This window comes from Paracoccus benzoatiresistens, from assembly GCF_026913015.1.
Classification (GTDB): Bacteria; Pseudomonadota; Alphaproteobacteria; order Rhodobacterales; family Rhodobacteraceae; genus Paracoccus; species Paracoccus benzoatiresistens.
Genome location: NZ_JAPTYD010000056.1, coordinates 1 through 20,748 on the forward strand (window position 1 = coordinate 1; position 20,748 = coordinate 20,748).

29 protein-coding genes are annotated in these 20,748 nt (G+C 62.6%); 24 read left to right on the plus strand and 5 right to left on the minus strand.

The genetic code is table 11. The annotated features are described in order from the left end of the window. Nucleotides 1–57 precede the first annotated feature (57 nt). The 8 genes from OU682_RS20020 (at nt 58) to OU682_RS20055 (ending at nt 3,339) form a co-directional block, all read left to right on the plus strand. On the plus strand, nt 58–432 hold the full coding sequence (locus OU682_RS20020) for a phage minor head protein (RefSeq protein WP_268943981.1): 375 nt from the start codon (nt 58–60) through the stop codon (nt 430–432). Nucleotides 433–437: 5 nt separating this feature from the next. After that, on the plus strand, nt 438–881 hold the full coding sequence (locus tag OU682_RS20025) for a hypothetical protein (protein WP_268943982.1): 444 nt from the start codon (nt 438–440) through the stop codon (nt 879–881). After that, nucleotides 878–1,279 (plus strand): phage tail terminator-like protein, encoded by a 402-nt coding sequence (locus tag OU682_RS20030; protein ID WP_268943983.1) that lies wholly within the window; start codon nt 878–880, stop codon nt 1,277–1,279. The genes OU682_RS20025 and OU682_RS20030 overlap by 4 nt, the downstream gene beginning before the upstream one ends. A gap of 68 nt (nt 1,280–1,347) precedes the next feature. After that, the gene (locus OU682_RS20035; protein WP_268943984.1) at nt 1,348–1,692 is read left to right on the plus strand and encodes a hypothetical protein; all 345 of its coding nucleotides are present in this window, start codon (nt 1,348–1,350) and stop codon (nt 1,690–1,692) included. A 2-nt stretch (nt 1,693–1,694) separates the two neighbouring features. Further along, nucleotides 1,695–1,970 (plus strand): hypothetical protein, encoded by a 276-nt coding sequence (locus OU682_RS20040; RefSeq protein ID WP_268943985.1) that lies wholly within the window; start codon nt 1,695–1,697, stop codon nt 1,968–1,970. Nucleotides 1,971–1,972: 2 nt separating this feature from the next. Continuing rightward, on the plus strand, nt 1,973–2,407 hold the full coding sequence (locus OU682_RS20045; RefSeq protein WP_268943986.1) for a hypothetical protein: 435 nt from the start codon (nt 1,973–1,975) through the stop codon (nt 2,405–2,407). Nucleotides 2,408–2,518: 111 nt separating this feature from the next. Further along, nucleotides 2,519–2,977: a hypothetical protein gene (locus OU682_RS20050; protein WP_268943987.1), complete on the plus strand. Its 459-nt coding sequence runs from the start codon at nt 2,519–2,521 to the stop codon at nt 2,975–2,977. A 26-nt stretch (nt 2,978–3,003) separates the two neighbouring features. Beyond that, nucleotides 3,004–3,339 carry a hypothetical protein gene (locus tag OU682_RS20055; protein WP_268943988.1) on the plus strand — a complete coding sequence of 112 codons (336 nt, stop codon included), beginning with the start codon at nt 3,004–3,006 and terminating at the stop codon, nt 3,337–3,339. Here OU682_RS20055 and OU682_RS20060 read toward each other — a convergent pair. Continuing rightward, nucleotides 3,336–3,614, minus strand: coding sequence for a hypothetical protein (locus tag OU682_RS20060; protein WP_268943989.1), 279 nt, complete (start codon nt 3,612–3,614; stop codon nt 3,336–3,338). The two genes, OU682_RS20055 and OU682_RS20060, sit on opposite strands and share 4 nt — an antisense overlap. 62 nt (nt 3,615–3,676) lie before the next feature. Here OU682_RS20060 and OU682_RS20065 point away from each other — a divergent pair, with 62 nt between their 5' ends. The 16 genes from OU682_RS20065 (at nt 3,677) to OU682_RS20140 (ending at nt 18,246) form a co-directional block, all read left to right on the plus strand. Then, nucleotides 3,677–8,887 (plus strand): hypothetical protein, encoded by a 5,211-nt coding sequence (locus OU682_RS20065; protein WP_268943990.1) that lies wholly within the window; start codon nt 3,677–3,679, stop codon nt 8,885–8,887. Then, complete coding sequence (locus OU682_RS20070) at nt 8,884–9,777, plus strand: hypothetical protein (RefSeq protein WP_268943991.1); 894 nt, start codon at nt 8,884–8,886, stop codon at nt 9,775–9,777. Before OU682_RS20065 ends, OU682_RS20070 begins: the two co-directional genes overlap by 4 nt. 15 nt (nt 9,778–9,792) lie before the next feature. Next, entirely contained in the window at nt 9,793–10,512 is a 720-nt protein-coding gene (locus OU682_RS20075; RefSeq protein WP_268943992.1) for a hypothetical protein, read from the plus strand. Between the two features lie 9 nt (nt 10,513–10,521). Further along, on the plus strand, nt 10,522–10,857 hold the full coding sequence (locus OU682_RS20080; RefSeq protein ID WP_268943993.1) for a hypothetical protein: 336 nt from the start codon (nt 10,522–10,524) through the stop codon (nt 10,855–10,857). Then, a complete protein-coding gene (locus OU682_RS20085; protein WP_268943994.1) occupies nt 10,854–11,231 on the plus strand; it encodes a DUF4376 domain-containing protein in 378 nt (125 codons plus the stop codon). The genes OU682_RS20080 and OU682_RS20085 overlap by 4 nt, the downstream gene beginning before the upstream one ends. A gap of 289 nt (nt 11,232–11,520) precedes the next feature. Then, a complete protein-coding gene (locus OU682_RS20090) occupies nt 11,521–11,838 on the plus strand; it encodes a hypothetical protein (RefSeq protein WP_268943995.1) in 318 nt (105 codons plus the stop codon). A gap of 14 nt (nt 11,839–11,852) precedes the next feature. Further along, nucleotides 11,853–13,820, plus strand: coding sequence for a hypothetical protein (locus OU682_RS20095; RefSeq protein ID WP_268943996.1), 1,968 nt, complete (start codon nt 11,853–11,855; stop codon nt 13,818–13,820). 70 nt (nt 13,821–13,890) lie between these two features. Further along, the gene (locus tag OU682_RS20100; protein WP_268943997.1) at nt 13,891–14,166 is read left to right on the plus strand and encodes a hypothetical protein; all 276 of its coding nucleotides are present in this window, start codon (nt 13,891–13,893) and stop codon (nt 14,164–14,166) included. After that, nucleotides 14,163–14,342 (plus strand): hypothetical protein, encoded by a 180-nt coding sequence (locus OU682_RS20105; protein ID WP_268943998.1) that lies wholly within the window; start codon nt 14,163–14,165, stop codon nt 14,340–14,342. Before OU682_RS20100 ends, OU682_RS20105 begins: the two co-directional genes overlap by 4 nt. Continuing rightward, entirely contained in the window at nt 14,333–14,731 is a 399-nt protein-coding gene (locus OU682_RS20110; RefSeq protein WP_268943999.1) for a hypothetical protein, read from the plus strand. The genes OU682_RS20105 and OU682_RS20110 overlap by 10 nt, the downstream gene beginning before the upstream one ends. 489 nt (nt 14,732–15,220) lie before the next feature. Then, entirely contained in the window at nt 15,221–15,619 is a 399-nt protein-coding gene (locus OU682_RS20115) for a peptidoglycan-binding domain-containing protein (RefSeq protein ID WP_268944000.1), read from the plus strand. A 267-nt stretch (nt 15,620–15,886) separates the two neighbouring features. Continuing rightward, entirely contained in the window at nt 15,887–16,078 is a 192-nt protein-coding gene (locus OU682_RS20120) for a hypothetical protein (protein WP_268944001.1), read from the plus strand. Nucleotides 16,079–16,331: 253 nt separating this feature from the next. Further along, nucleotides 16,332–16,958: a peptidoglycan recognition protein family protein gene (locus OU682_RS20125; RefSeq protein ID WP_268944002.1), complete on the plus strand. Its 627-nt coding sequence runs from the start codon at nt 16,332–16,334 to the stop codon at nt 16,956–16,958. Further along, complete coding sequence (locus tag OU682_RS20130; RefSeq protein ID WP_268944003.1) at nt 16,958–17,245, plus strand: ubiquitination-like system serine protease family protein; 288 nt, start codon at nt 16,958–16,960, stop codon at nt 17,243–17,245. Before OU682_RS20125 ends, OU682_RS20130 begins: the two co-directional genes overlap by 1 nt. Nucleotides 17,246–17,260: 15 nt before the next feature. Then, complete coding sequence (locus OU682_RS20135; RefSeq protein ID WP_268944004.1) at nt 17,261–17,746, plus strand: hypothetical protein; 486 nt, start codon at nt 17,261–17,263, stop codon at nt 17,744–17,746. A 143-nt stretch (nt 17,747–17,889) separates the two neighbouring features. Beyond that, nucleotides 17,890–18,246, plus strand: coding sequence for a hypothetical protein (locus OU682_RS20140; protein ID WP_268944005.1), 357 nt, complete (start codon nt 17,890–17,892; stop codon nt 18,244–18,246). Here OU682_RS20140 and OU682_RS20145 read toward each other — a convergent pair. From OU682_RS20145 to OU682_RS20160, 4 genes are all read right to left on the minus strand, one after another. Beyond that, nucleotides 18,243–18,725, minus strand: coding sequence for a hypothetical protein (locus OU682_RS20145; protein ID WP_268944006.1), 483 nt, complete (start codon nt 18,723–18,725; stop codon nt 18,243–18,245). The genes OU682_RS20140 and OU682_RS20145 overlap by 4 nt on opposite strands. Before the next feature lie 9 nt (nt 18,726–18,734). Then, nucleotides 18,735–19,844, minus strand: a complete 1,110-nt coding sequence (locus tag OU682_RS20150; protein ID WP_268944007.1) for a helix-turn-helix domain-containing protein — start codon at nt 19,842–19,844, stop codon at nt 18,735–18,737. A 71-nt stretch (nt 19,845–19,915) separates the two neighbouring features. After that, nucleotides 19,916–20,245, minus strand: coding sequence for a hypothetical protein (locus OU682_RS20155; RefSeq protein WP_268944008.1), 330 nt, complete (start codon nt 20,243–20,245; stop codon nt 19,916–19,918). Between the two features lie 35 nt (nt 20,246–20,280). Then, nucleotides 20,281–20,730, minus strand: a complete 450-nt coding sequence (locus tag OU682_RS20160; RefSeq protein WP_329609837.1) for a DUF4145 domain-containing protein — start codon at nt 20,728–20,730, stop codon at nt 20,281–20,283. Between the last annotated feature and the right edge of the window lie 18 nt (nt 20,731–20,748).

Here is a 20,748-nt window from a genome sequence, read left to right on the forward strand (position 1 = left end):
ACTGGCGGGACTTCAACCGGCTGACGTCATTCAGGCGTCCTGAGAGACCAACACGATATGCGGACATCCCCTAAAAATAAGCTTCTCAAGGACAGAGGGGACGTGATTGCCAGGACAGAAGCCTTGAACGGGCTTCGCGCGGGCCGATGGGAAGGCATGGAGCAACTGGTCGAAAGTGGCACGGTTCGCAGGGATCAGGTCACGGTCACATGGTCCGCGACAATGGACAGGCGAACCCGAGACGATCACCGCTGGCTGCATGGTCAGAAGGTGAGAATGGGCGATTTCTTTAACCCGGCCCCCGGCGTTTTCATGCGCTATCCGGGCGACTTGGAAAACAGCCCCATGAACCCGAAGGGACTGGCGGCAAACACTATCCAGTGCCGCTGCTGGCCCGCACTGCGCGTGAAATCCGACCTGATGCGGGACTGACTGCCATGGCCTCGACCTTCACCGCATCTCTCGCGGCCTTCCGCGACAAGACTAAGGCGCAAATGCAGGCCGTGCTGTCGGCCAGCGTGCAAGACGTGATGGAAATGGCCCAAGAGCCGCAGCCATCTGTCACCGAAACCGGCGGCTCCTTTGTTGAGGGGAAGATCCCGGTCGACACCGGGCACCTTCGCAATAGCCTTGTGTCGGAGCTGAACGGCTCGCCAGGCCCCGAAGGGTCCGAAAGCTACGTCCTTGTCGCGGCAGAAATGCAGCCCGGCGACGTGGCGCGGTTCGGCTGGACGGCTGAATATGCGCTTAGGCTTCACAGCGGGTTCGTCGGAACGGACAGCTTGGGCCGAACTTACAACGTGTCAGGCCGGTTCTGGCTCGATCGCACTGTGGTTCAGTGGCCGCAGATTGTCGAACGTAACGCCGCGAGGTTGAAATGAGCGCAGCAGCGATCGAAGCCGCCCTCAAGGCGCGGCTGGCAGAATATGCCGACCTGCCGAAGGCCTGGCCAAACCAGGACTTCGACCCGAAGGATCCCGGCAACATGCCCTATGTCGCGTGCGACTTGGTGCGCGCCGGCACCAGCGACCGGACGCTAGAGGGCGACGCCCCCGAGACTGTCGGCCGCCTGGTGGCAACCGTTGTCGTGGCCAAGGGCACTAGCACCGGCACGGCCAACCGCCACGCCGATGCCATCGCCGCCCTGTTCCCGAGAGGGCAGCGCATCGCAGCCGGCGAGCTGGCCGTCACCGTCACGCAGCCTCCACACATTCGCGAGGGCATGACGGACGGCACCTATTGGCGCGTGCCCGTGGCCATCACCTTTCTGGCCGCCTGACCGCCTGAACCCGAACCACCAACCGGCCCCGCCTCGCGCGGGGCTTTTCCGCATCCGAAAGGCCCCTCATGGCTACCATCACCAAAACGTCGATGGCGGGACCGGGCGCGCGTGCCGCGACCGAAACCATGCTCACGGCAACCAACGTCCTGACCTATGAACCCGGAACCGGGCAGGTCCTGATCCTGCGCAACCCCACGGCGGGCGCTGTCAGCAGCGTGATCGACGGCGCGGACGGCACGACCTTCCCTGTCCCCGGCATCGGCAACGTCGACGTGTCGGCGGGCTTTTCTGTCGGCTCGATCCCGGCCGGCGCTGTGCGCGTGATTCCCCTGGATCCGATCAGCGCCTATCTGCAGGGCGCAATCAACGTCACCGGCACCGGCCTGGTTGCCATCCTCCTGGGGGCCTGACCGTGGCACGACTGATCAACCCCGGCTTGCGCGCCGTTCCCCTGCCAACCGGCCATGTTGTGCCGCGCCAGGGCGAACTGACCACCACTAACGATGTACTGCGCTGCCCCGACAACGCGGCCTTTCTCAACGGTCAGATCGTGAGCGGGCAACTGCTTGCCGAGTATGACCCCGACCCCGAACTGCCGCCCGAACCCGTGGCAGCCACCCCGGCCGCTGAACCGGCGGCCGCCCCCACCCCTGAAAAGCCCGTGACGGGCAAAGCCAAAGGAGCCTGACCGTGGCACTCATTACCTATATCGGCGCCGTGATCGCCGTTTCGGCCGCCACCCCCGCGACCATCGACCAGGCGGGCTTTGCCGCCCTGACTTATTCGGCGGTCGGCAAGATCACTGAATGGGGCGAAGTCGGCGACACGTCCGAGGACGTGACCGAAACCACCCTGGCGGGCCGGACCTATCACGCCAACGGCGCACTTGACGGCGGTTCGGTGGCCTTCACCATCCTGATCGACGGCGTGGACGCCGGGCAGACGATCCTGACCTCGAAGAACAACACCAATGACGAGGTTTCGGTGCGGATCACCGACCCGGACGGCAGGATCACCTATTTCCACGGCAAGGTTGCCAACCTGCGCGATCGCTCGCGCACGGCCAGCACGATGAAGGGCCAGACCGGCGAGTTCCGCGTCAACAGCGCGACCGTGCGCGTCTAATCCCCATTCGCCGCCCTCGGGTGGCGATCGCGGCGGCAGGTTTTTGGTTCGGGCCTGCCGCCGCACCTATCCGCACCGAACCCACCCGAACAGAACCAACGAGGAAACACCGTGGATTTCACCGCATTCAACAGCCGCGCCGCAGCCGAAACCGGCGCCCCCATGACCATCCTGCACCCGGTTACGGGCGAGCACATCATGCACGGCGAGGAAGCCTGCAAGGTTATCGTGCGCGGCACCGAAAGCCCGACCGCACAGGCCGCACTGGCGGCGCTGCGCAAGGCCCGCATGGCCGACAAGCAGCCCGAAGCCGCCGAGGGCGACAAGAGCATGACCGACCTGCATGCCGAGCTTGTCGCGGCTGCCGTGCCGCTGATCATGGGCTTTGAACATGTCAGCCTCGGCGACCGCGCGCTGACCGCAGCCGACGCCCGCGAGTTCCTCGATCTCAACATGGTCATGCTAGACCTGGACGGGGACGGAAAGCCGAAGTCGCTGTCCTTCGCCGAGCAGGTGCTGCGCTTCGCCGGGCAGCGTGCCAATTTTTTGCCGAAGCAGCCGCGCGGCTGACGCTCTACGCGGCGCAGCTCGGCTTTATGCACGCCACCCCGAAAAGCTGGCCGGAAACCCGGCTGGCTTATGCCGTCAGGACCGGCGCCGCGACAGGCCTGCAGCCCTTGGGGCCGGGGCATTACCTGGCCGAGGCAATGATGCGCCTTGGCCCGGTGAAGTCGAACGGCATGGATCTGCGCGGGGCTGACTGGCCCGAGATCGACGCCTTTGCGCGCGTCACGGGCCGGATCAGCGACCCGTGGGAAGCCGAAACGCTGTTCGACATGTGCCGGGCGTATCTATTGGGCAGCCGGGACGGGGAGGATCCGCTGGCGATCCCGCCCGTGGATCGGGGAGAGGCGCCAGACCTGGGCGACTAGGACCGGCGTTGCTCGTAATACGCCTTCGCCTGCGCCGCTTCCTTCGCTGCCGCTTCGGTGGCATCGTAATACTCCCGGCCGATCAGCAGCAGAACGGCACCCAAGGCAGGCATGAGGCTTGTCAGGAACAGGCCGACCAGGTCCGGTTCGCCATACCCGGCAAAGGTCAGGACTTTGGCAAGTTGCCATCCGATCACAGCAGGCCCTGAAACGAAAAGCAGGACGCCAAGCCATCCCCAAGCGTTCAGGCGCTGGCGGTAAACTAACGAGTTCATTTTCCAATCCTTTCAAGTCCTCGCATCAATGTGCGGGGCTTTTCGTTCCACAAGGTGCCCTGATGACCGATTTTGCCCGCCTGGTGATGACCGTTGACGCCGCCGGCATGGTCCCTGGCGAGCAGGCTCTTGACCAGCTCGCCCGCACCGGCGCCCGCGTCGAGGGCTCGCTCAGGCTCAACACCAAGGGCATAGAAAAATCTATGGCCAGCTTGGGCAACGTCATGGGTGGCCTCGGCGGCACGATGAAATTGCTTGAGGCCGCGCTGACCCGATCGATGGGCGCCGCCGCGCGCGAGGCGCAGAACAGCGCCCGCAGCTTTGACGACCTGCGCCGTTCGATCGACCCGGCTTATGCCATGTCGCAGCGTTTCGCGGACGTGCAGGCCGAACTGGCGGCCATGGTGTCCGCCGGCACGGCCAAGCAGACCGAGGCCAATGCCGTCCTGGAAATCGCCCGCAGCCGTTATCTCGGTGTTGAAACGGCGGCCGAGGCTGCCGAACAGGCGCAGCGCGAGCAGGCGGCGGCGGTTGCCAATGCCACCAGCAATTATCAGGCGCTGCGGGCCTCGCTGGATCCGGTCTATGCGTCCAGCAAGCGATACGAGGCAGCCCAGGAAGCCCTGACCGCCGCCGTCAAGCAGGGGGTCATTAGCCAAACCGAGATGAACCGCGTCGTGTCCATGGCCGAGCGGCAGTATCTGGCCCCGGTCGCGCCGCTAAAAGGCGTGACGGTTGCCGCGCAGGCCGCGACGGACGGATCAACCCGCATGGGGTCCGCGATGGTCAACGCGGGGTTCCAGGTGCAGGACTTTGCCGTCCAGGTCGCGTCGGGCCAGTCGGCCATGATGGCATTTGCCCAGCAGTTCCCGCAATTGATGGGCGTGATGGGCTTTTCGGGCACGCTGGCGATTGCGGGCGCGGCCATCGGCACGCTGGCGGCGGTCGGAATGGCCGTGGCGCCGATGTTCTTCGATATCGGGAAGGGCGCGACTTCGGCGCAGGACGCCGTGGACAAGGTGACGGACGCGTTTGGCGCCTATCAGGCCGCCGTCGATGGCGCCACCATGTCCATGGTCGAGGCTTATGCGAAGTTCGGCGAAAATGCGCAGGCCGCCCGCGAACTTTATGCCATCACCGCCGATCTGGCCCGGATCAAGTTCGCCCAGGATTATGCCGCGTCCATCGGCACGATCACCAAGCCGCTGAACGATCTGCGCGGCGACCTGAAACTGGTCGATATCGCGATGCGCGATGCTGGTGCAGCCAGTGCGGATTACGAAAACGCCGTCTTTGCCTTGAACCAGAACTTCGGGATGACCGTCCCGCAAGCAAGAGCACTCGTGGCGCAGATGGATGCGCTTGGAAAAGCGAAGGGGGTGGATGCACAAAGCGAAGCCGCCGGGCGGCTGACCCGCACCGTGACAGAGATGCTGAACAGTGGCGTTAAGCTGCCCCCAGTCTTTGCATCTATCGGTCAAAGCGCGGGGGACATGGCTATCCAGGGCCTGCAGTTTAGCAGCGCAATGGAAACATCCGAACGCGAAGCTGCTGCCGTTGCCGCCACCGCTTCCGGCATCCCGCCGATCATCAGCGATGCCGCAGCTGAGGCAATCCGACTGGCCCAGAACCTCGGGCTGGCAATGGCACAACTGACATCGGTCGTTGCTGGCATTCAGACGGCGCAGCGCACCGCGCAGAACATCGCACGGATCAACCTTGAAACCGTGGGCAACCCGGTAGAGCGCGCTGGACAGATCGCTGAATATAAGATGTTGGAGGAAAGTGGCACCGCTGCCTATGCCGCTATCCGCAGCGGCAGCTATGGGGCGCTGACTGAAACTAAGCGTCTGACCGAACAGGTTGGCGAAGGCGCGCGTGTCACGCAGACGCTTGAAATTCAGGCAGCCGAAGCTGACCGAGCCTATGCCAAGCTGACCGCCAATGCCGCGAAGGCGGGCAAGGCTGGCAAGAAAGGCGCCAACGATGCAGCCAAAGAGGCCGAGCGCCTAGCCAAGGCCCTAGACAAGAGCGCCGAGAAGTGGCGGGACACGCTCGACCCCGTGAACAAGTATCGCCGGGAAATGGCCGAGCTGGCCAAGCTGACGGGCCGCCTGTCCAAAGACGAAATGGCCGAGGCGCAGCGCCGCCTCAATGTCGAGCTTGCGGACAGCCTGCCGCTTGTGGGCGAGTTCGTGGACACCATGACGGAGGGCCTGCTTAACGGCTTCTCTGGCACGCTGTCGGACCTGGGCCGCATGTTCAAGAAGTGGCTGGCCGACATGATCGCGACGGCGTGGAAAAACCGCATTGTTGTCGGCAGGGGCGTAAGCGGCGGCGGCATGGCTGACGCGGCTGGCGCTGCCGCTGGCGTTCCCGGCATGGGTGGTCTTGGCGGCGCTGGCGGCGTCCTGGGCGGCCTCGGCACTGGCGCGGCGGCCCTTGGCGGCGCCTTCCTGTCGGGTGCGGGCGGCTTTGCTTCGGCAATTAGCGCGGGTGGCCTGGGCGGCGCGGCGACTTACGCGCAGTTCATGCTCGGCGGCGCGACTACCAGCCTGGCCGGCTTTGCGTCGGCCCTAGGGGCGGTGGCGCTGCCGCTGGCGGCGGTTGTCGGCGTGTTCAGCTTCTTCAAGAAAAAGACGAAGGAACTGGACGCGGGGCTGCGCGTGACGGTCGACGGCATGGATTTGCTGGTCGAGACATTCCGCAAGACGGAAACGCGCCGCTTTTGGGGCCTGTCGAAAAAGACGCGCACCAGCTACGGTCAGGCAGACCAAGAAACGCAGGACGCCATTTCCAAGGCCGTTGGCACGCTGCAGGATGGCATTCTGGACGCGGCAAAGGTTCTCGGCTTCGGCGCGGAAACCTTCGCGGCCTTCTCGCATGTGATGCAGGTTTCGACCAAGGGTATGAGCGAGGAGGAGGCCCTCGCGGCCGTGCAGGAGGCCATCGCCGGCTTGGGCGATGATTTCGCGGGCATGGTTCCCGGCTTGGATCGGCTGCGGAAGGACGGGGAGGGCGCCAGCGACGCCCTGCTGCGCCTGTCGCAGTCGCTGGTCGGCGTCAACGGCATCATGGACACGCTCGGGCATGAGTTCCGCGCGGCCGGGCTGTCGGGGGCTGATGCGGCCTCCAAGATCGCCGAGGCCTTCGGCGGGCTGGACGCGATGGCCTCGGCCACGCAGCGTTTCTATGAAGCGATGTATTCCGAGGAGGAGCGCCTGGCGACCACCACCCGCCAGACCCGGAAGGCCCTGGCCGACCTGGGCCTCGCCATGCCGGCAACCCGGAACGAATACCGGGCAATGGTGGCGGCGCTGGACCTGACCACGAAAAAGGGCCGCGAAACCTATGCGGCCCTGATAGGGATGGCCGATGCCTTTGACCTGATCCTGCCGCAGATTGGCAGCCTCACGGCCGAGCTGGCAGCCCTGCAAGGGGCCGTGCAGACCGGGCTTGAGGGTGCGATCGAGGCGGCCGAAACGGCGGCGCAGGCCAACGCCAGGGCGGCGGCTGATTGGTATAAGGCGGCGGGCTCGATCCGCGGCTATATCGACCGGCTGCGCAGCACCGCCTCGGCGCTGTTCTCGCCGCAACAGGCGCTGCGCTACAACCGCGGGCAATACAACGCCACCTTGTTGCGGGCGATGGCGGGCGACCTGACCGCGACGCAGAGCATTGGCGGCGTGGCCGATCGCTACCTTGCAAGCGTGCTGGACACGGCAAAGACCCGCGAGGAGGCGGCGCTGGCGCAAGCCCGCGTGCTGTCCGACCTGGGCCTGCTGCAGGGCGTGGCGGACATCGAGGGTGCCCGGCATGACGTGATTGCCGGGCTTCTCGGCCAGCAGGTCGACCTGCTCAAGGAAACCCGCGACTTCCTGGCAAACGGGGGCGTTCTGACAGAGGCGATGATTGAGGAGCTTTCGGGCAAACTTGGCGGCCTCGATGAGGCCATCAAGGCGGCCGAGCTGATCAATTATCAGTATCTCAAGGAAAAGCTGGCCGTCACGGTCGACGTGATCGCAGACGCCGACATTCCCGAGCATCTGAAAACGCTGCTCGCGAATGCGGTTGATGGGGTTGAGGGCTTTGTCGATTTCATCGCCCGGTCGGATCTTCCGGCGGACATGAAATGGCTGGCGCTGGCGAAATCGTCGGAGCATGCCAAAACGATCAAGTTTCTGGCCGAGAAAGAAGGCCTGACGCCCGCCTTTGCGGCACTCGCCCTCAAGTCGGGCAGCCGGTATCAGCTCAACGTCACCTCTGCGCTGGAAAATGGCTCGGCCCTCAACCTACCGCAGCTCCGCAAGCTGCTGGCCGGCACCGCCTCGGGCAAGCTGACCCTCGGCGGATCGTTTCAGTTCGACCCCTCCAAGGGCTTTGCGACCTGGTATGAAACGGCCAGCAAGACCGCGATCGCGAACCCCATGGCTGCCCTCAAGGGGGCCATGGGCACGCTGCAAGGGGCGCTTGCGAAGCTGCAGGGCGCGATTGAGGCGGAAGCCAAGCGCGCGGCCAATGAAGCGGCGCGACAGAAGGCCCACAATCAGGCCGTGGGCCGGTTGTCCGGCGTCGCCTCAAAGCTCGCCAGTGACGGCAGCGGCGGCTATATGGCCACCGCCGCGCAGGTTCAGGCCATGGCCAAGGCCGCGGGGATCAGCACGAAAGGCAAGACCGCGCAGCAACTGGCCCGAGAGGTTGCCGGCTTCTCGACCAGCGACGGCATTGATCAGATCAGCGTCATCGGCAACCTGCGCAACTATCTGTGGCAGAGCTTCAAGAAGGCGGACGGGCAGGTCGCGGTTGACGCAGCCGACTACCTGCGCCTTTACCCGGACGTTGCGAACGATCCCGATGTGAAGTCGGGCAAGGTGTCGCCGCAACAGCACTTTGAGCGGTTCGGCCGCAATGAACTGCTGAGCGGCGGCCGCAATTTCAACCCGCAAGCCTTCGACTGGTCGAGCATCGGCCTTTCGATCCCCGGCTTTGCCTCCGGCGGCAGCCATCTTGGCGGCCTTCGGATCGTCGGGGAAAACGGCCCCGAGCTGGAAGCCACCGGCCCGAGCCGGATCTTCAGCAACAGCCAAACGCGCGACCTGCTCGGCAATCGCGAAGTGGTGGCCGAGCTGAAAGCCTTGCGCGCGGAAATGGCCGAACTGCGCGCCCATGCCCGGCGCACCGCCGACAGCGCCGTGCAGACCGCAAAGACCCTCAAGCGCGTCGACGCCGTGGGGGTGAAGATCGACCCTGACCAGAACAAGGTGACGGCATGAGGATCATTGAACCATTTGCCGTCACCGACGCGATGATGACGGCCAGCAACGTGCCCGAGAATGACCATCCCGCCTGGAGCGTGGGCACCACCTACGCCGCCAAGGCGCGGGTGATTTTCGATCATGGCATTTGGGAAAGCGTGCAGGCCAACAACACCGGCCACAATCCCGGAACCGACACGCTGTCCGCCTGGTGGGTGCGCGTCGGGGCAACAAACCGCTGGCGGGCCTTCGACAATCGCCTCGGCGGGATGACCACCGGCGGGGCGACAATCACCTATACGCTGACCCTGCCGCGAACGCTGAACGCCATCGCCTTCTTTGGCCTCAACGCGCAATCGGTGCGGGTCCGGGTGATCGCGCCCGGACCCCCTGTCATCTATGACATGACCGTCACCCTCGCCTCGCGTGAGGACGTGAGCGACTTCTACAGCTACGTTTACAACCCGTTCACGTTCAAACCCGATCTGGTGATCCCCGAAACGCCGATGCCATCGGGGGCATCTGTCGAGATTACAATATCGGCGGGGGCGGCGGCGCAGGTCGGCGAAATCATCATCGGCTCGGATCTCGGCGTCGGCACGACGCTGACCGATACCAGCCTCGGAATTGTCGATTACTCGAAAAAGGACCGAGACGAATGGGGCGGGGTTTACCTTGTGCCGCGCCCCGTCACGAAAACGGTCAACTTCCGCTTTTCCATCCCGACCACCGATGCCGCGCGCGTGCAGCAGATCATGCAGCGCGTCGCCTCAAAGATTTGCATCTTCTACGCGATCGAGGGCGAGGATCCGTTCGGCACCACCGTTGCGGGTATCCTGCGCGATTACGACCTGACCCTCACCGCAGGGCGCAGCTTCGGCACCATTCAGGCGGAAAGCCTGGCCTAACTCACAGGAGACAACATGGCTTTCACGGCACCGCCGACGCCGCCGAACAGCGGCGATCCGGCCAACTTCAACAGCCGCGCCGACGCCTTCCTCGGCTGGTTTCCGGGCTTTGTCAGCCAGTTCAACGCCGAGTTGCCCTCCATCAGCTCGAAATATTGGGCGACCTATGGCGGCACCGCCAATGCCCTTGCCCTGACAGCGGGGTTCGTGGCGCTGGCCGTGGGGGCGCAGGTCCGGTTCCGGGCGACCGCCACCAACACCGGGGCGGCAACGATCAACCTCGACGGAACCGGCGCCGTTGCCTGTCGGACGATCGCCGGGGTGGCGCTGCCGGCCGGCTATATCCGCACGGATGCCGACACGATCGCGACCTATGACGGCACCTATTGGGTTCTGGATCGTCAAGCCGAGCGCGGCAGCAACGCCAACGGCGAATATGTGCGCTTCGCTGATGGGACGCACATCTGCACAGGGCTGATTGCAAGCGTTGACATTACAACCGCCATCGGCGGCCTGTTTCGATCGGCGGCGTTGTCCTGGACGTTCCCCGCCGTCTTTGTCGGGGGCTCGGCCGGTGGCTGCACCATAACGGGCCGCGTTCACAATGCGAGCGGGCTTTCTGTCAATGCCCCGTATGGCAACCGCACAACCGACAGCCTGGAAATGCGCGCTTATAGCGTCGCCTCGATCAGCGCCGTTCCTGTGCAGGTTCAGGCAATTGGCCGCTGGTATTGAGGGCTCGCCGTGAAAATCACCCTTTCCCCGCAGCTTCGCGCTGCGCCCGTCGCCGTGTCTGTTTCCGGCGACGAAATCACCATCGACGGCACGGCTTGGGACTTCGGCCCGCTGGCCGAGGGTGACGTGCTGCCCCGCGAGGCCGCCGATTGCCCCTGGCTGGCGTCGGACGTGACCCGCGAGGGCGGGCATGTCTGCCTCATGCTGATCCTGCCGCACGGCATGACCGCGCCGCGGGAGGCGCTGTTCCCCGAGCCGATCGAGGTTGCCAGTGACGGCCCCGTGGCGCTGCCGCCTTTCCAGGTTGCTGCCCAACCCGAACCCGCCGAGGAGACCGCCCCGTGATCGACTGGAGCAAGACCATCACGGCCGAGGCGCGCGCCGAAGCCGACAGGGCCGCCGTGCGCGAGGCTATCCGCCTGCGCCGGGATCGGGCGATCGACGCCGGCACGAGCTTTGCCGGAATGCCGATCGGCACCGACGACAAGACGCAGACCCGCATCATGGGCGCGGCCGTGGCCGCGATGCTGGACCCCGCCTATTCCGTTGACTGGAAGCTGGCCACCGGCGCCTTTGTCACCCTCACGGGCCCGCAGGTGATTGCGGCGGCGCAGGTCATCCGCGCGCATGTGCAGGCCTGCTTTGACCGCGAGGCCGAGCTGCTGGCCGAAATGGCGGCCGGGCGGCCCGTTGCACCGAACGAAGGATGGCCCGGCTAAGGTTGTCGCGGCAGGGCGGAACCAACAAACATCAACGAGAAAACCGATCTGCCCTGCCGCGACGAATCAGACGGTTACATGCCCTTTCACGTTAGGCTGTGTTCCGCCGTGGTGTCTCGGTGAAACCGCCTATCGCAGCTCACGTCGCAGATGAGCTGACTGCCCGATCAATCACATAGCAGGGAAACAACATTCCCGCTTCGCTCGGGCTTAGGCATGCCCTGCGCACAATCCAGAAACGGAGACCTAAATGCCCGTAACCTATTCGGCAGCGGTTAGAACCGCTCGCATGACTACGACCCGTGACGCCTGCGCCAACGGCACACTTGAGATCCTGACCGCTGCCGATGCCGTGCTGGTGTCCATCGGCCTTTCTGCAGATGGCGGCGCTGTTGCTGGTGGCGTCTGGACGCTGACCTTTGACGGGGCAGCTACCGCGGCAGGCACCGGCGCAGCCGCGCGCGCGCAGATCAAGGACAACGCTGGAACGGTGATGGTGTCCGGCCTGACGGTCGGCGCCACCGGCGCAGATGTGACGCTGGCGGATACCAACATCTCGACCGCCCAAACTGTCACCATCGACGCTTTTACCGTCACCCACGCCTGACCGGAGGCCATGCCGTGAAGCATATTATAAAGCGCGGTTCGACGCGGCCCACGCTTCGCTACCCCTTGCCTGAGGGCGTGGACCTGACGGGCGCGGAGGCGACGTTCATCATGACCGCGTATCCCGGCGCGGCTGCCGTGGTGAACGCGCCGGCATCCATCGCCTCTGTGCCCCCTGTGCTGGAGTATGCTTGGCAGCATGGCGATACCGAGGCGGCCCGGCTGTATGTGGCCGAATTCGAGCTGCGGCACCCTGACGGGGCAATCGAGACCTATCCGCAGGTCGACTACATCCATGTCGAAATCCTCCCGAACCTGGGCAATGGTGCCACCACGCCCGGTCCAATCTCGGCCACCGGCGCAGTGGTGGAGACTGACATGGACTTTGCGGTGGGCCTTCTGAGCCTTGGCATTCTCGCGGTAACGCTGACCGGATCCGCAGTCGAAGCGGTGGCCGACACGGCGGCAGGCTCGCTGTCCGTCCAGTCCGACGCGACGGTGGCCCCGCTCCGCACGGCCACGTCAGCAGACGCCATGACGATCCACAGCGGGCATAGTCTCACCGACACCTTCTTTCAGGGCGGCGCTTATCCCGGCGTCCTGCATGGGATGCGCGAGAGCGCGTCAGGCACTATGCCAACCGAGCGCACGGCCAAATCGACAATCCCCGGCTCCAGCACCCGTATTCGGTGGGAAGCAACGGACCTAACTACCGACGCGCGTTTGGACATTGCGAGCTACGAGCTTCTGACGATCACCGAGCGGGGCCTCGACGCGACCGGCGTGGCGCCTCCTTACACCCTCGACGATCCGATCATGGCCGGCCAGATGGCCGAGGACATGGAATATCTGTGGCGGTTCGTGGACAACGCCCGCCGCAATGGCAGTGGCGGTGCAGGGGCGGAAAGCCTGCTGTGGGCGATCTGGCCGGCGATTGACGGCAGCATGGGCGACTTTCGCACAATGCTGGATACCTATGAACCGCGCTGGCACTACCGGCAGGAATTGGTCAACACATGGCTGGCCGCATCAGGGGAAACGCAGCATCCCTACATGCACGTTATCCCCGGCCATCGCCTGATGGCGCGCATCTACGACGATATCGAGGCGGGCACGGCGCCGGGTCTGACCGCGATGCAGGATCTGTTCAGCGACAACATTCATCCGAACCATCTGGGCGTCTACGCCATCGGCTGCCTCGTCTACGCTGTGGTTTGGCAGGAAAGCCCGGCTGGCTTCAGCTACCAGACCGATCCGGCCACGCCTGACGCGCTGCGGGCATACTTCCAAGGCATCGCCTGGGAGATTGCGACCACCTACGCGCGCGCGGGCCTTGGCGGCTCTGACATGGGCGCTCCCGGCCTGCTGACTGCGCCAACAGACGTGGCTCCTGCGGCCGTGCCCGGACTGCTCTACGCCACAACGAGGCCTGTCGTCATGGACGGCGTCACCATCAACACCGTCGATCTTCCGACCGATGGCGCGACGGGTGCCGATCTGTATTTCGTCATCGCGCTTGATCCTGCTGTGACGCAGCCAAAGAGTGCAGGCAACGTGTTTCAGATCCTCACTTATGGGGGCGAAACGGCGTTGGCGCTGACTTATCGCTCGGACATGGATGTGGTCATCATGGACAACGGACTATCCGGTGGGAACCACGCGTCTCACGGATACCCCGAGGACTTGGTGACGGCGCAGACACCGGCCGTCGTGGAAGGCTGGCTAGACAGCACCACGGGGCGGCTGCGGGGCATCGGCATGCCAAGCACCACCACCCTGATGCCCTCGGACAACGCGGCAACCAGCATCCGTTTCGGCACGCCTGATTGGGGTGGGGAGGTGATGGCCGGGACCATCCACGCCATTGCCGTCTACGACCGCATTCCAACCGACGACGAACGCGTAAACCTGCGGGCCTGGGCGCATGAGCAGGCGGGGCTGCCGTTCACCGAGCGCGCGACCCCGGCTTTGCCGACGCCCTAAGCGGAACACCACATGGATACGATCAAGGACCCGCAGGCTATCGGTCTGCGGGCGGCGGAGGCATTGTCCAATGAGCCTCGCTGAATTCATCAAGGAGGTTGGCGGCGGCCTAGCGGGCGTCGTCATCGTCGTGCAGGGCTGGTTCAACTGGATCCAGTACAAGCGCAACAGTGAGCTGCAGGACAAGATGTTGGCCATGGCCGAAACCTCGGTCAGGGAAAGCCGGGATCTGCTGACCGACACCAACAAGACCACCAGTGCCAATACCGAGATCATGCGGCGTGCCGTGCAATTGCTCGAGGACCGCCGGGACGAACGGGCCCGGCTATTGGAGGATCGGCGATGATGGGGCGGCTCATCCGACACTTGACCGGCCATGGCCGCCGCGAGGCCAAGGCCGACGAAATCATGCGCGAGTATGAGGCCGAGACCGCCCCCGAAAAGCGCGCCATCAAGGCACGGGTGGCTGCCGTCGAGCGACTGGTGCAGCAGCTGGAGAGGGAAGTAACGACATGGCGCTGATTAGTGGCTTCTTGGCCATCATCATCACCCTTGGCTATCTGGCCGTGGTCTATGCCTTCCGGGCCAGCTTCCGTGAGCTGCGAAGCGCGACCTGGTGGTTCGCAATGGGCTTTGCCATCCTCGCTGGCACCATCATCCTGCGCGCGATGTATTGGGATGTGGGCATGCCGCTGCTGCGGCTATGGTATCCCGAGACGGCGGCGCAATGGACTGACGCCACGCGAGGCAGGGCGATCAACATCGTCTTCAGCCTCATGAAGATGACGGCCTTCCTCTGCGCTCTGAAGTGCCGCAAGGAGCTGATCCCGCCCGAGGAGCGGCACCTGTGGCCTTGGTGGAAAGCGTGGATGCATCCGAAGGCAATCAAGCTGCTGCCGTGGTACCGCTGACGTTCTGGCAGGCACTGGCGGCGCGTCTCTGGCCGCGCCGGTCGCCACCCTATGACCCGCCGCCCATCACCGGCGGGACCGGCCCTAGACCAGGATACTGATCCGGCCCGGGTCGAAGGGCATGATCGTCTGAAAAGCTGCGACGTTCGTCCAGGAGGTGAGCTGGCTATTGGATCAAGTGCTTCGCTGGAAGTTCGATCCGACCCGCAAGCTCACGCAAAACTAGACCGGCCTTTATATCGCCCTGATGCTCCAGCCGTCGCGCGTGGATCAACAATGCAAGCTGTAGCTCGCCTTCAGATCCTGGAAACTGCTCGGGAGAAGCTGAGGTCAGAAGCAGATCGAATAGCTGCTCGATCACGGCAGACAGAGAACTTTCAGGCAAGTCGGCACCAAGCAAACAAAATCTGTCACCTTTTATCCTAACAATGCCGCTTGGTCATTACTTTTGATCAAACAATTCGCCCGCCTTTTCCGGCGGGCTTTTTCATGGAGAACAGAATGACAAAAGACGCCTTCCGGTCCATCCAGACCGGACTGCATGCGCTTGGCTACACGCCCGGACCGATCGACGGGATCGACGGGCCGAAGACTCGCAAGGCCGCTCTGGCCTTCGGGTCGGATGCCCCCGCCAAGCCGTCTGCCGGTGTGATCAGGCCGTCCACCAAGGCGATGATCTACCAGGGCTCGGCCCACTACACGGTGCGCGAGATCGTTGTGCACTGCAGCGCCACGCGACCCGACTGGATGGAAGGGCGCCTGATCGCGGAGAAGGAGGACGGCGCGGTGTATTGTTCGACCGAACATCACAACAGCTGGATAGGCGAGCGCAAACAGTTCTGGCGCATTGAAGCCTTCGTCCGCTGCACGCCGCCCTTGGAGGTCTAAAAGGTTTGCTCGCGCTTCTCGATCGCAGGCGACAGCGGGCGTCAGCGATACTATGGGCCATTCTGTTCGGGGCTGACGAAGCCCAATTGACATGAAGCTGACGGGAGGCTGCGCGGGATCGATGTCTGGAGGCTGAAAGACATGCCGGTTGTGACGGTTGTGCTACGTCAATGAGCTTCTTTGTAGCTCACGTCACGTAAGGATTGCAGACATGCTCCTTTTGCTAGAGAGCTAAATTTACTCCGAGTTTTATGTTAAGAATGAAAAATGACCATCATTGATCCGGCCCTGATTGCCTTGTTTCAAATCTGCCAGCAGGCACACGGCAAGCCCCGTTCTAAACCTCTCGATATCGGCGCTGTACTCACAAAATCATTGAGCTGTTCAACATTGCCGACGACGCAACAGGCTCCGCAACAGCCGTCGACGATGGAGACTGTTCCCGCACTGGCGCTGTAAGAAAGGCGTGCTGTGACCATGGCGTTCATCACAGGCAGGATCAAGCCAAGGCCGAGTTGCTGACGAGAGGGTCTAACCAAGCAGCAATACTCACACCCCAGAAACACCGCTGCTCGGCTAGATCTATCCGATAACGCCTTAGACATAATCAGCAAAAGCCGCAAATTCGCACAACCCGTGTGCGAATTTGCATGACAAACCACACTGCCCGTCCAGGTCACCACCTGCGGCGGGCTTTTTCATGGAGTGAGAGATGACGAAGGGAGCCTTCCGGTCGATCCAGACCGGACTGCATACGCTTGGCTACACGCCCGGGCCGATCGACGGGATGGACGGGCCAAAGACCCGGATGGCCGCTCTGGCCTTCGGCTCAGATGCCCCGGGCAAGCCCGCCGCAGGCGTGATCAAGCCGTCCACCTCGGCGATGATCTATCAGGGCGCTTCGCGTCACCCGGTGCGCGAGATCATCGTGCATTGCAGCGCCACCCGGCCAGAATGGATGGATGGACGTCCGATCGCGGAGAAGGTCGCGGAGATCCGGCGCTGGCACCTGGCCAACGGCTGGAACGATATCGGCTATCACTGGATCATCGACCGCCCCGGAAAGGTGCTGGTGGGCCGGGGCGAGACCGTCATAGGCGCCCACACCGTCGGCAAGAACAGCGGCACGATCGGCGTCTGCCTGATCGGCGGCCACGGCTCGGCCGAGACGGACAGCTTCAGCGATCACTATACACGCGCCCAGGATGTCACCCTCGGTCAGATGATCGACGCGATCAGCTCGCGCACGCAGATCGAGCGGGTCAGCGGCCATAACGAATATGCTGCCAAGGCTTGCCCTGGCTTCAATGTCCCCAAGTGGATAGAGGGCCGCGCCTGATGCGCGCCCAGGTCATCGACGACATCAGCGAATTTCGCGAACTGCGGATCGCCGGCTCGATCGAGTATCGCGAACGGTCCGACGGATCGCTCTGGGGTATCGCATTCGTCTGCCTCTGCGGATGCGGGAACGAAAGCTACCTGCCTATGCGAGGAAGCGGCCGCCCCCATGAATGGGACTGGGACGGCAACCGGGAAGCCCCGACGGTGTCTCTGTCCATCTTCAACACCGGCATGCCGTGCCGGTGGCATGGCTGGCTGCGCGCCGGCGAATGGCAATCCTGCTGAACCAAGGAACATGATATGAGAATCGCCCCCGCCTCGGCGGCAGTTGTCGCTGCGCTGGCTACCGCTCCCGCCGCTGCAATGGCCGCGGCCTCGATCCCCGACCTTGCCGACCAGGCGCTGGCTTGGATCGTGACTGCCATCGTCACGGCCGTCGCGTCGGCGATCGTCGGCGTCGTCGCCAAGCTGACTGGCGCCAAGCTGGACCAGCAGGCCCGCGACACGTCGCAGGTCGCGCTGACCAATGCGGCCAATGCCGCCATCCGCTGGATGTTGACAGCCGCGGCGGAAACGCCGATCGGCAAGAGGATCGAACTGGCGATCGAACAGATGCTGCCCTACGTCGAGACCGGCGCTGCCGGCGCGGTCAAGCGCTTCGACATGGCGGCCAAGGGCGCGAATCGCATCCACCTGGAGGAAATGGCTGCTGCCAAGCTGGTCGAGCAACTGGGGCACGCAGCGCCTGATGATCTGAAGGCAGTAATTCGGGCAATCGGCGCGTGAAGCGGAGGCCTCGCTATCATCGGTGCCGCTTTCGGCGGCACCGCCGGGTAAGTAGATAAACCCTAACAGAGTGCAATCCCAAGGAACCCCAGGGGTGGCGCTCACAAATCAGACAGTACATGGCGGCTTCAAAAGAAGCCGCCATGAGGATCTATCGCTTAATCGTCTCGACGACATGCGTCGCTTTCTTAGTGGTCGCCACCTTCACTGGGACAAACTTCCCGGTTTTCGCGCTGCGGCCGATCTTTACGGTGGTCTTCTTAGCCATGATGTTCTCCTATGGCACGCTTTTGTTTATGCCGATCCCGAAGCAGGATGGCGTGGCAGGGCGTATATTGCCAAATCAGGAGAAGACGTTTACTTTGCAGCACTGTTCAGGAGCTGTGTTCGCGGTCTCCGATCGGCTCGGCGTCGTCGAGCCCTTCGTACACGACGCAGAATTTTCGTTAGGAAGCTCGGGCGCCAACCTGAGCTTTCTCTCGTCTACCGCATGGGCTTAAGCGGCATCGTCGTCCAATAAGCCTCTTGCTACCCGCATCTCATTAACATCATCTGTAAAATCCAACACCAACAGTAACGGTTCTTCGCGTGGGTGTAGATCGTTGTAATGTTCAACTTTCATAGCGAGCGCATAGCAGTCACTGGCGATTGAGCGCCGTTCCTGCTGAACGCTCTTCTCAACGTGCATCCGCGGTGCGTCATCGATGTCGGCCCATTCAAAGAGCGACATGCCATCGCTTGCACGCCGTCGGACCGGGATGTTTGCGCGGTATTCTCTTCCCTTTGCATCAACTCGTTTCTCTTCGCGCAAAGCCTGCGCAAGATCGTTGGCAAGGCTTGTGCTGAGATCGACGGGGCGGGGATGCCAAAGGCCTTGAGCGATAGCCCACGACGCAACCGTCTTCAAATCAACTGGATCGTAGGATACTTCCTCGCGGTATCGCTTCCAAACACTGCGTAACTGTTCGCTGTAGTTCACCGTCTCTTCTTATCGTTCTGTAGGCACCAAATTTCCCCATCCGTCCATCATCATCGATGAGGACAGGGTATCTCGCACTTTGACGAGATGCTTACGTAGGAAGTCATACCGGCCCATCTTATGCTGCAGTTGCCCAACAACCAGGCCAGGATGAGTCCCTACAATCCTAGCGAACGCTTCGACTTCCTTCTCCGCGAAGTATGGCTTTTTGCGTAGATAGAAGTTGTTCATGCGGTCGACAGGAACACAAAAGTCCGCTGCTTCCCGGTTCGCGATCTCTTCTTCAACATTCCTCGAAGGCTGACCTTGAACGTCACAGTCTACAATAGCTTCATTCTTTCCGTGACCATGCAAGACGTGTGCACATTCATGGCGTAAAACGAACCAGAAGTTATCGATGCGGTCATAGCGCATCGCCATGCCAATAACAGGGCTGGCATTATCGAGCCAAAAGCATGCGCCGTCGATTTCCGCTTTAGGCAGGCCCTCAACTACCACGAAGCGAACGCCAGCTTCCTCGAGCACGCGTGGCACGTGGCGAACACCATCCGTTTTCGTCTTGAGCTTTGCAAACTCGTCGACTGCCGCCTTCAACTTCTCAACGTTGTAGCGTGGGGTGACCATCTCCAAGGCAATCGCTTCGACACGGAAGAGCCACGCGAGCTGCGCGGGCGGAACCCGATCATAGCGAGATTTCCGTGCGGCATGGGCGAGGTGTGGCACTTCATCCAATGATGATACATTGAAAAAGCGGCAGACCTGCTCTTCGAGTGTTCCTTCACGGTACTTGGTATCAATCCACCCACGCTTCATCATCTCACGTAGTGGGTATTGCCGAAGGATCTTAGATCGAGACGTAATGCTCGGATCAGGAGCACCCGCTGTTTCAATGTCCCACTCGGCCTGAACCTTTGCGATCTCCTTGGCATCCAATTCCAAGACGACAGCAAGGGCGCTTGCCATCCCGGCACTGATCGCGCGCTTGTTCGACAGGATCTGGTTGACGGCCGCTGTAGAAGTGCCAAGAGCAAAGGCCAGGTCACTCTGCGTCCAGTCCTGCTCTTCCATTTTTCGGCGAATGAAGTCGCCTGGCGCTATGATCTCGTTCGCAATGCTCATCTGGATTCCTCAACTCTTGAGGCACTATAAGGCCTTATGTGCGAGTTCGCAACAGGCCTTTAACTGATCCGTTAAAGCGATAATCGACCGCAGGGCGGATCATCTGTCAGGGCAGGAAACTGAATGATCCGGGCGGTCGGCTGGTCATCAAGCGTCATGAGATCGAACTGCTTCAGAACCGTTTGATCTATGATGGTGTCGCGGCCTTGATCAATGTTCGCGCGGATCGCTGCCCGCAGCGCACTGTTCATCTCGACAGCATCAGTGCCCATAATCTCGTTCAGAGCTGCCAAGAGATACTTGTTCATCATCATCAGGGCAATCGAGCGCGAGGTGACGGTGTTCAGAGCGTCTACCGCCTTGTTGAACTCGTCGATGGTAACAAATTCGCGGTCTTCCACTTGGCTATCCTGAGGTTGCTAGGTTCGTCTAGAGTTCATTTCTTCGGCTTGGATGGTTTCTTTTGGGGTACCTTCTTCTTCACCGTCGCTAGTTCCGCCTCGTGCGCGCGCTTCCGTGCCGGAACGACCATAGAGTTGTAGATAAAGTTTTCGAGTGCGGTCATCAGAACGCCAAGATCGTTGAAGCTTGGCCTCCAGCCCCTATGGGCGGCAGCGCTGCCAGCATCTACCAAGGTTTGGACATGCTCTTTGTCCGCTTCTGTGATGTGCCCTTGGGCAACCAAATCATCCAGCTTCTGATTGAACGTTTTCTCAGGCTCGATGCCTAGCAAACCAGCTGCGATGTCGAAGGAGGTCCTGATCCCTATCGACGCCAGCACTCTTAGCTCGTAGTTCAATGCCCCATAGAGTTCCTTCAGCGATGCATCGGTCGTGTCGCGAATGTGGTAGGAATTCCCTGGCAGCGCGCTCCGGGCATGTGAAATTGGCTTCGATCAGGCGGC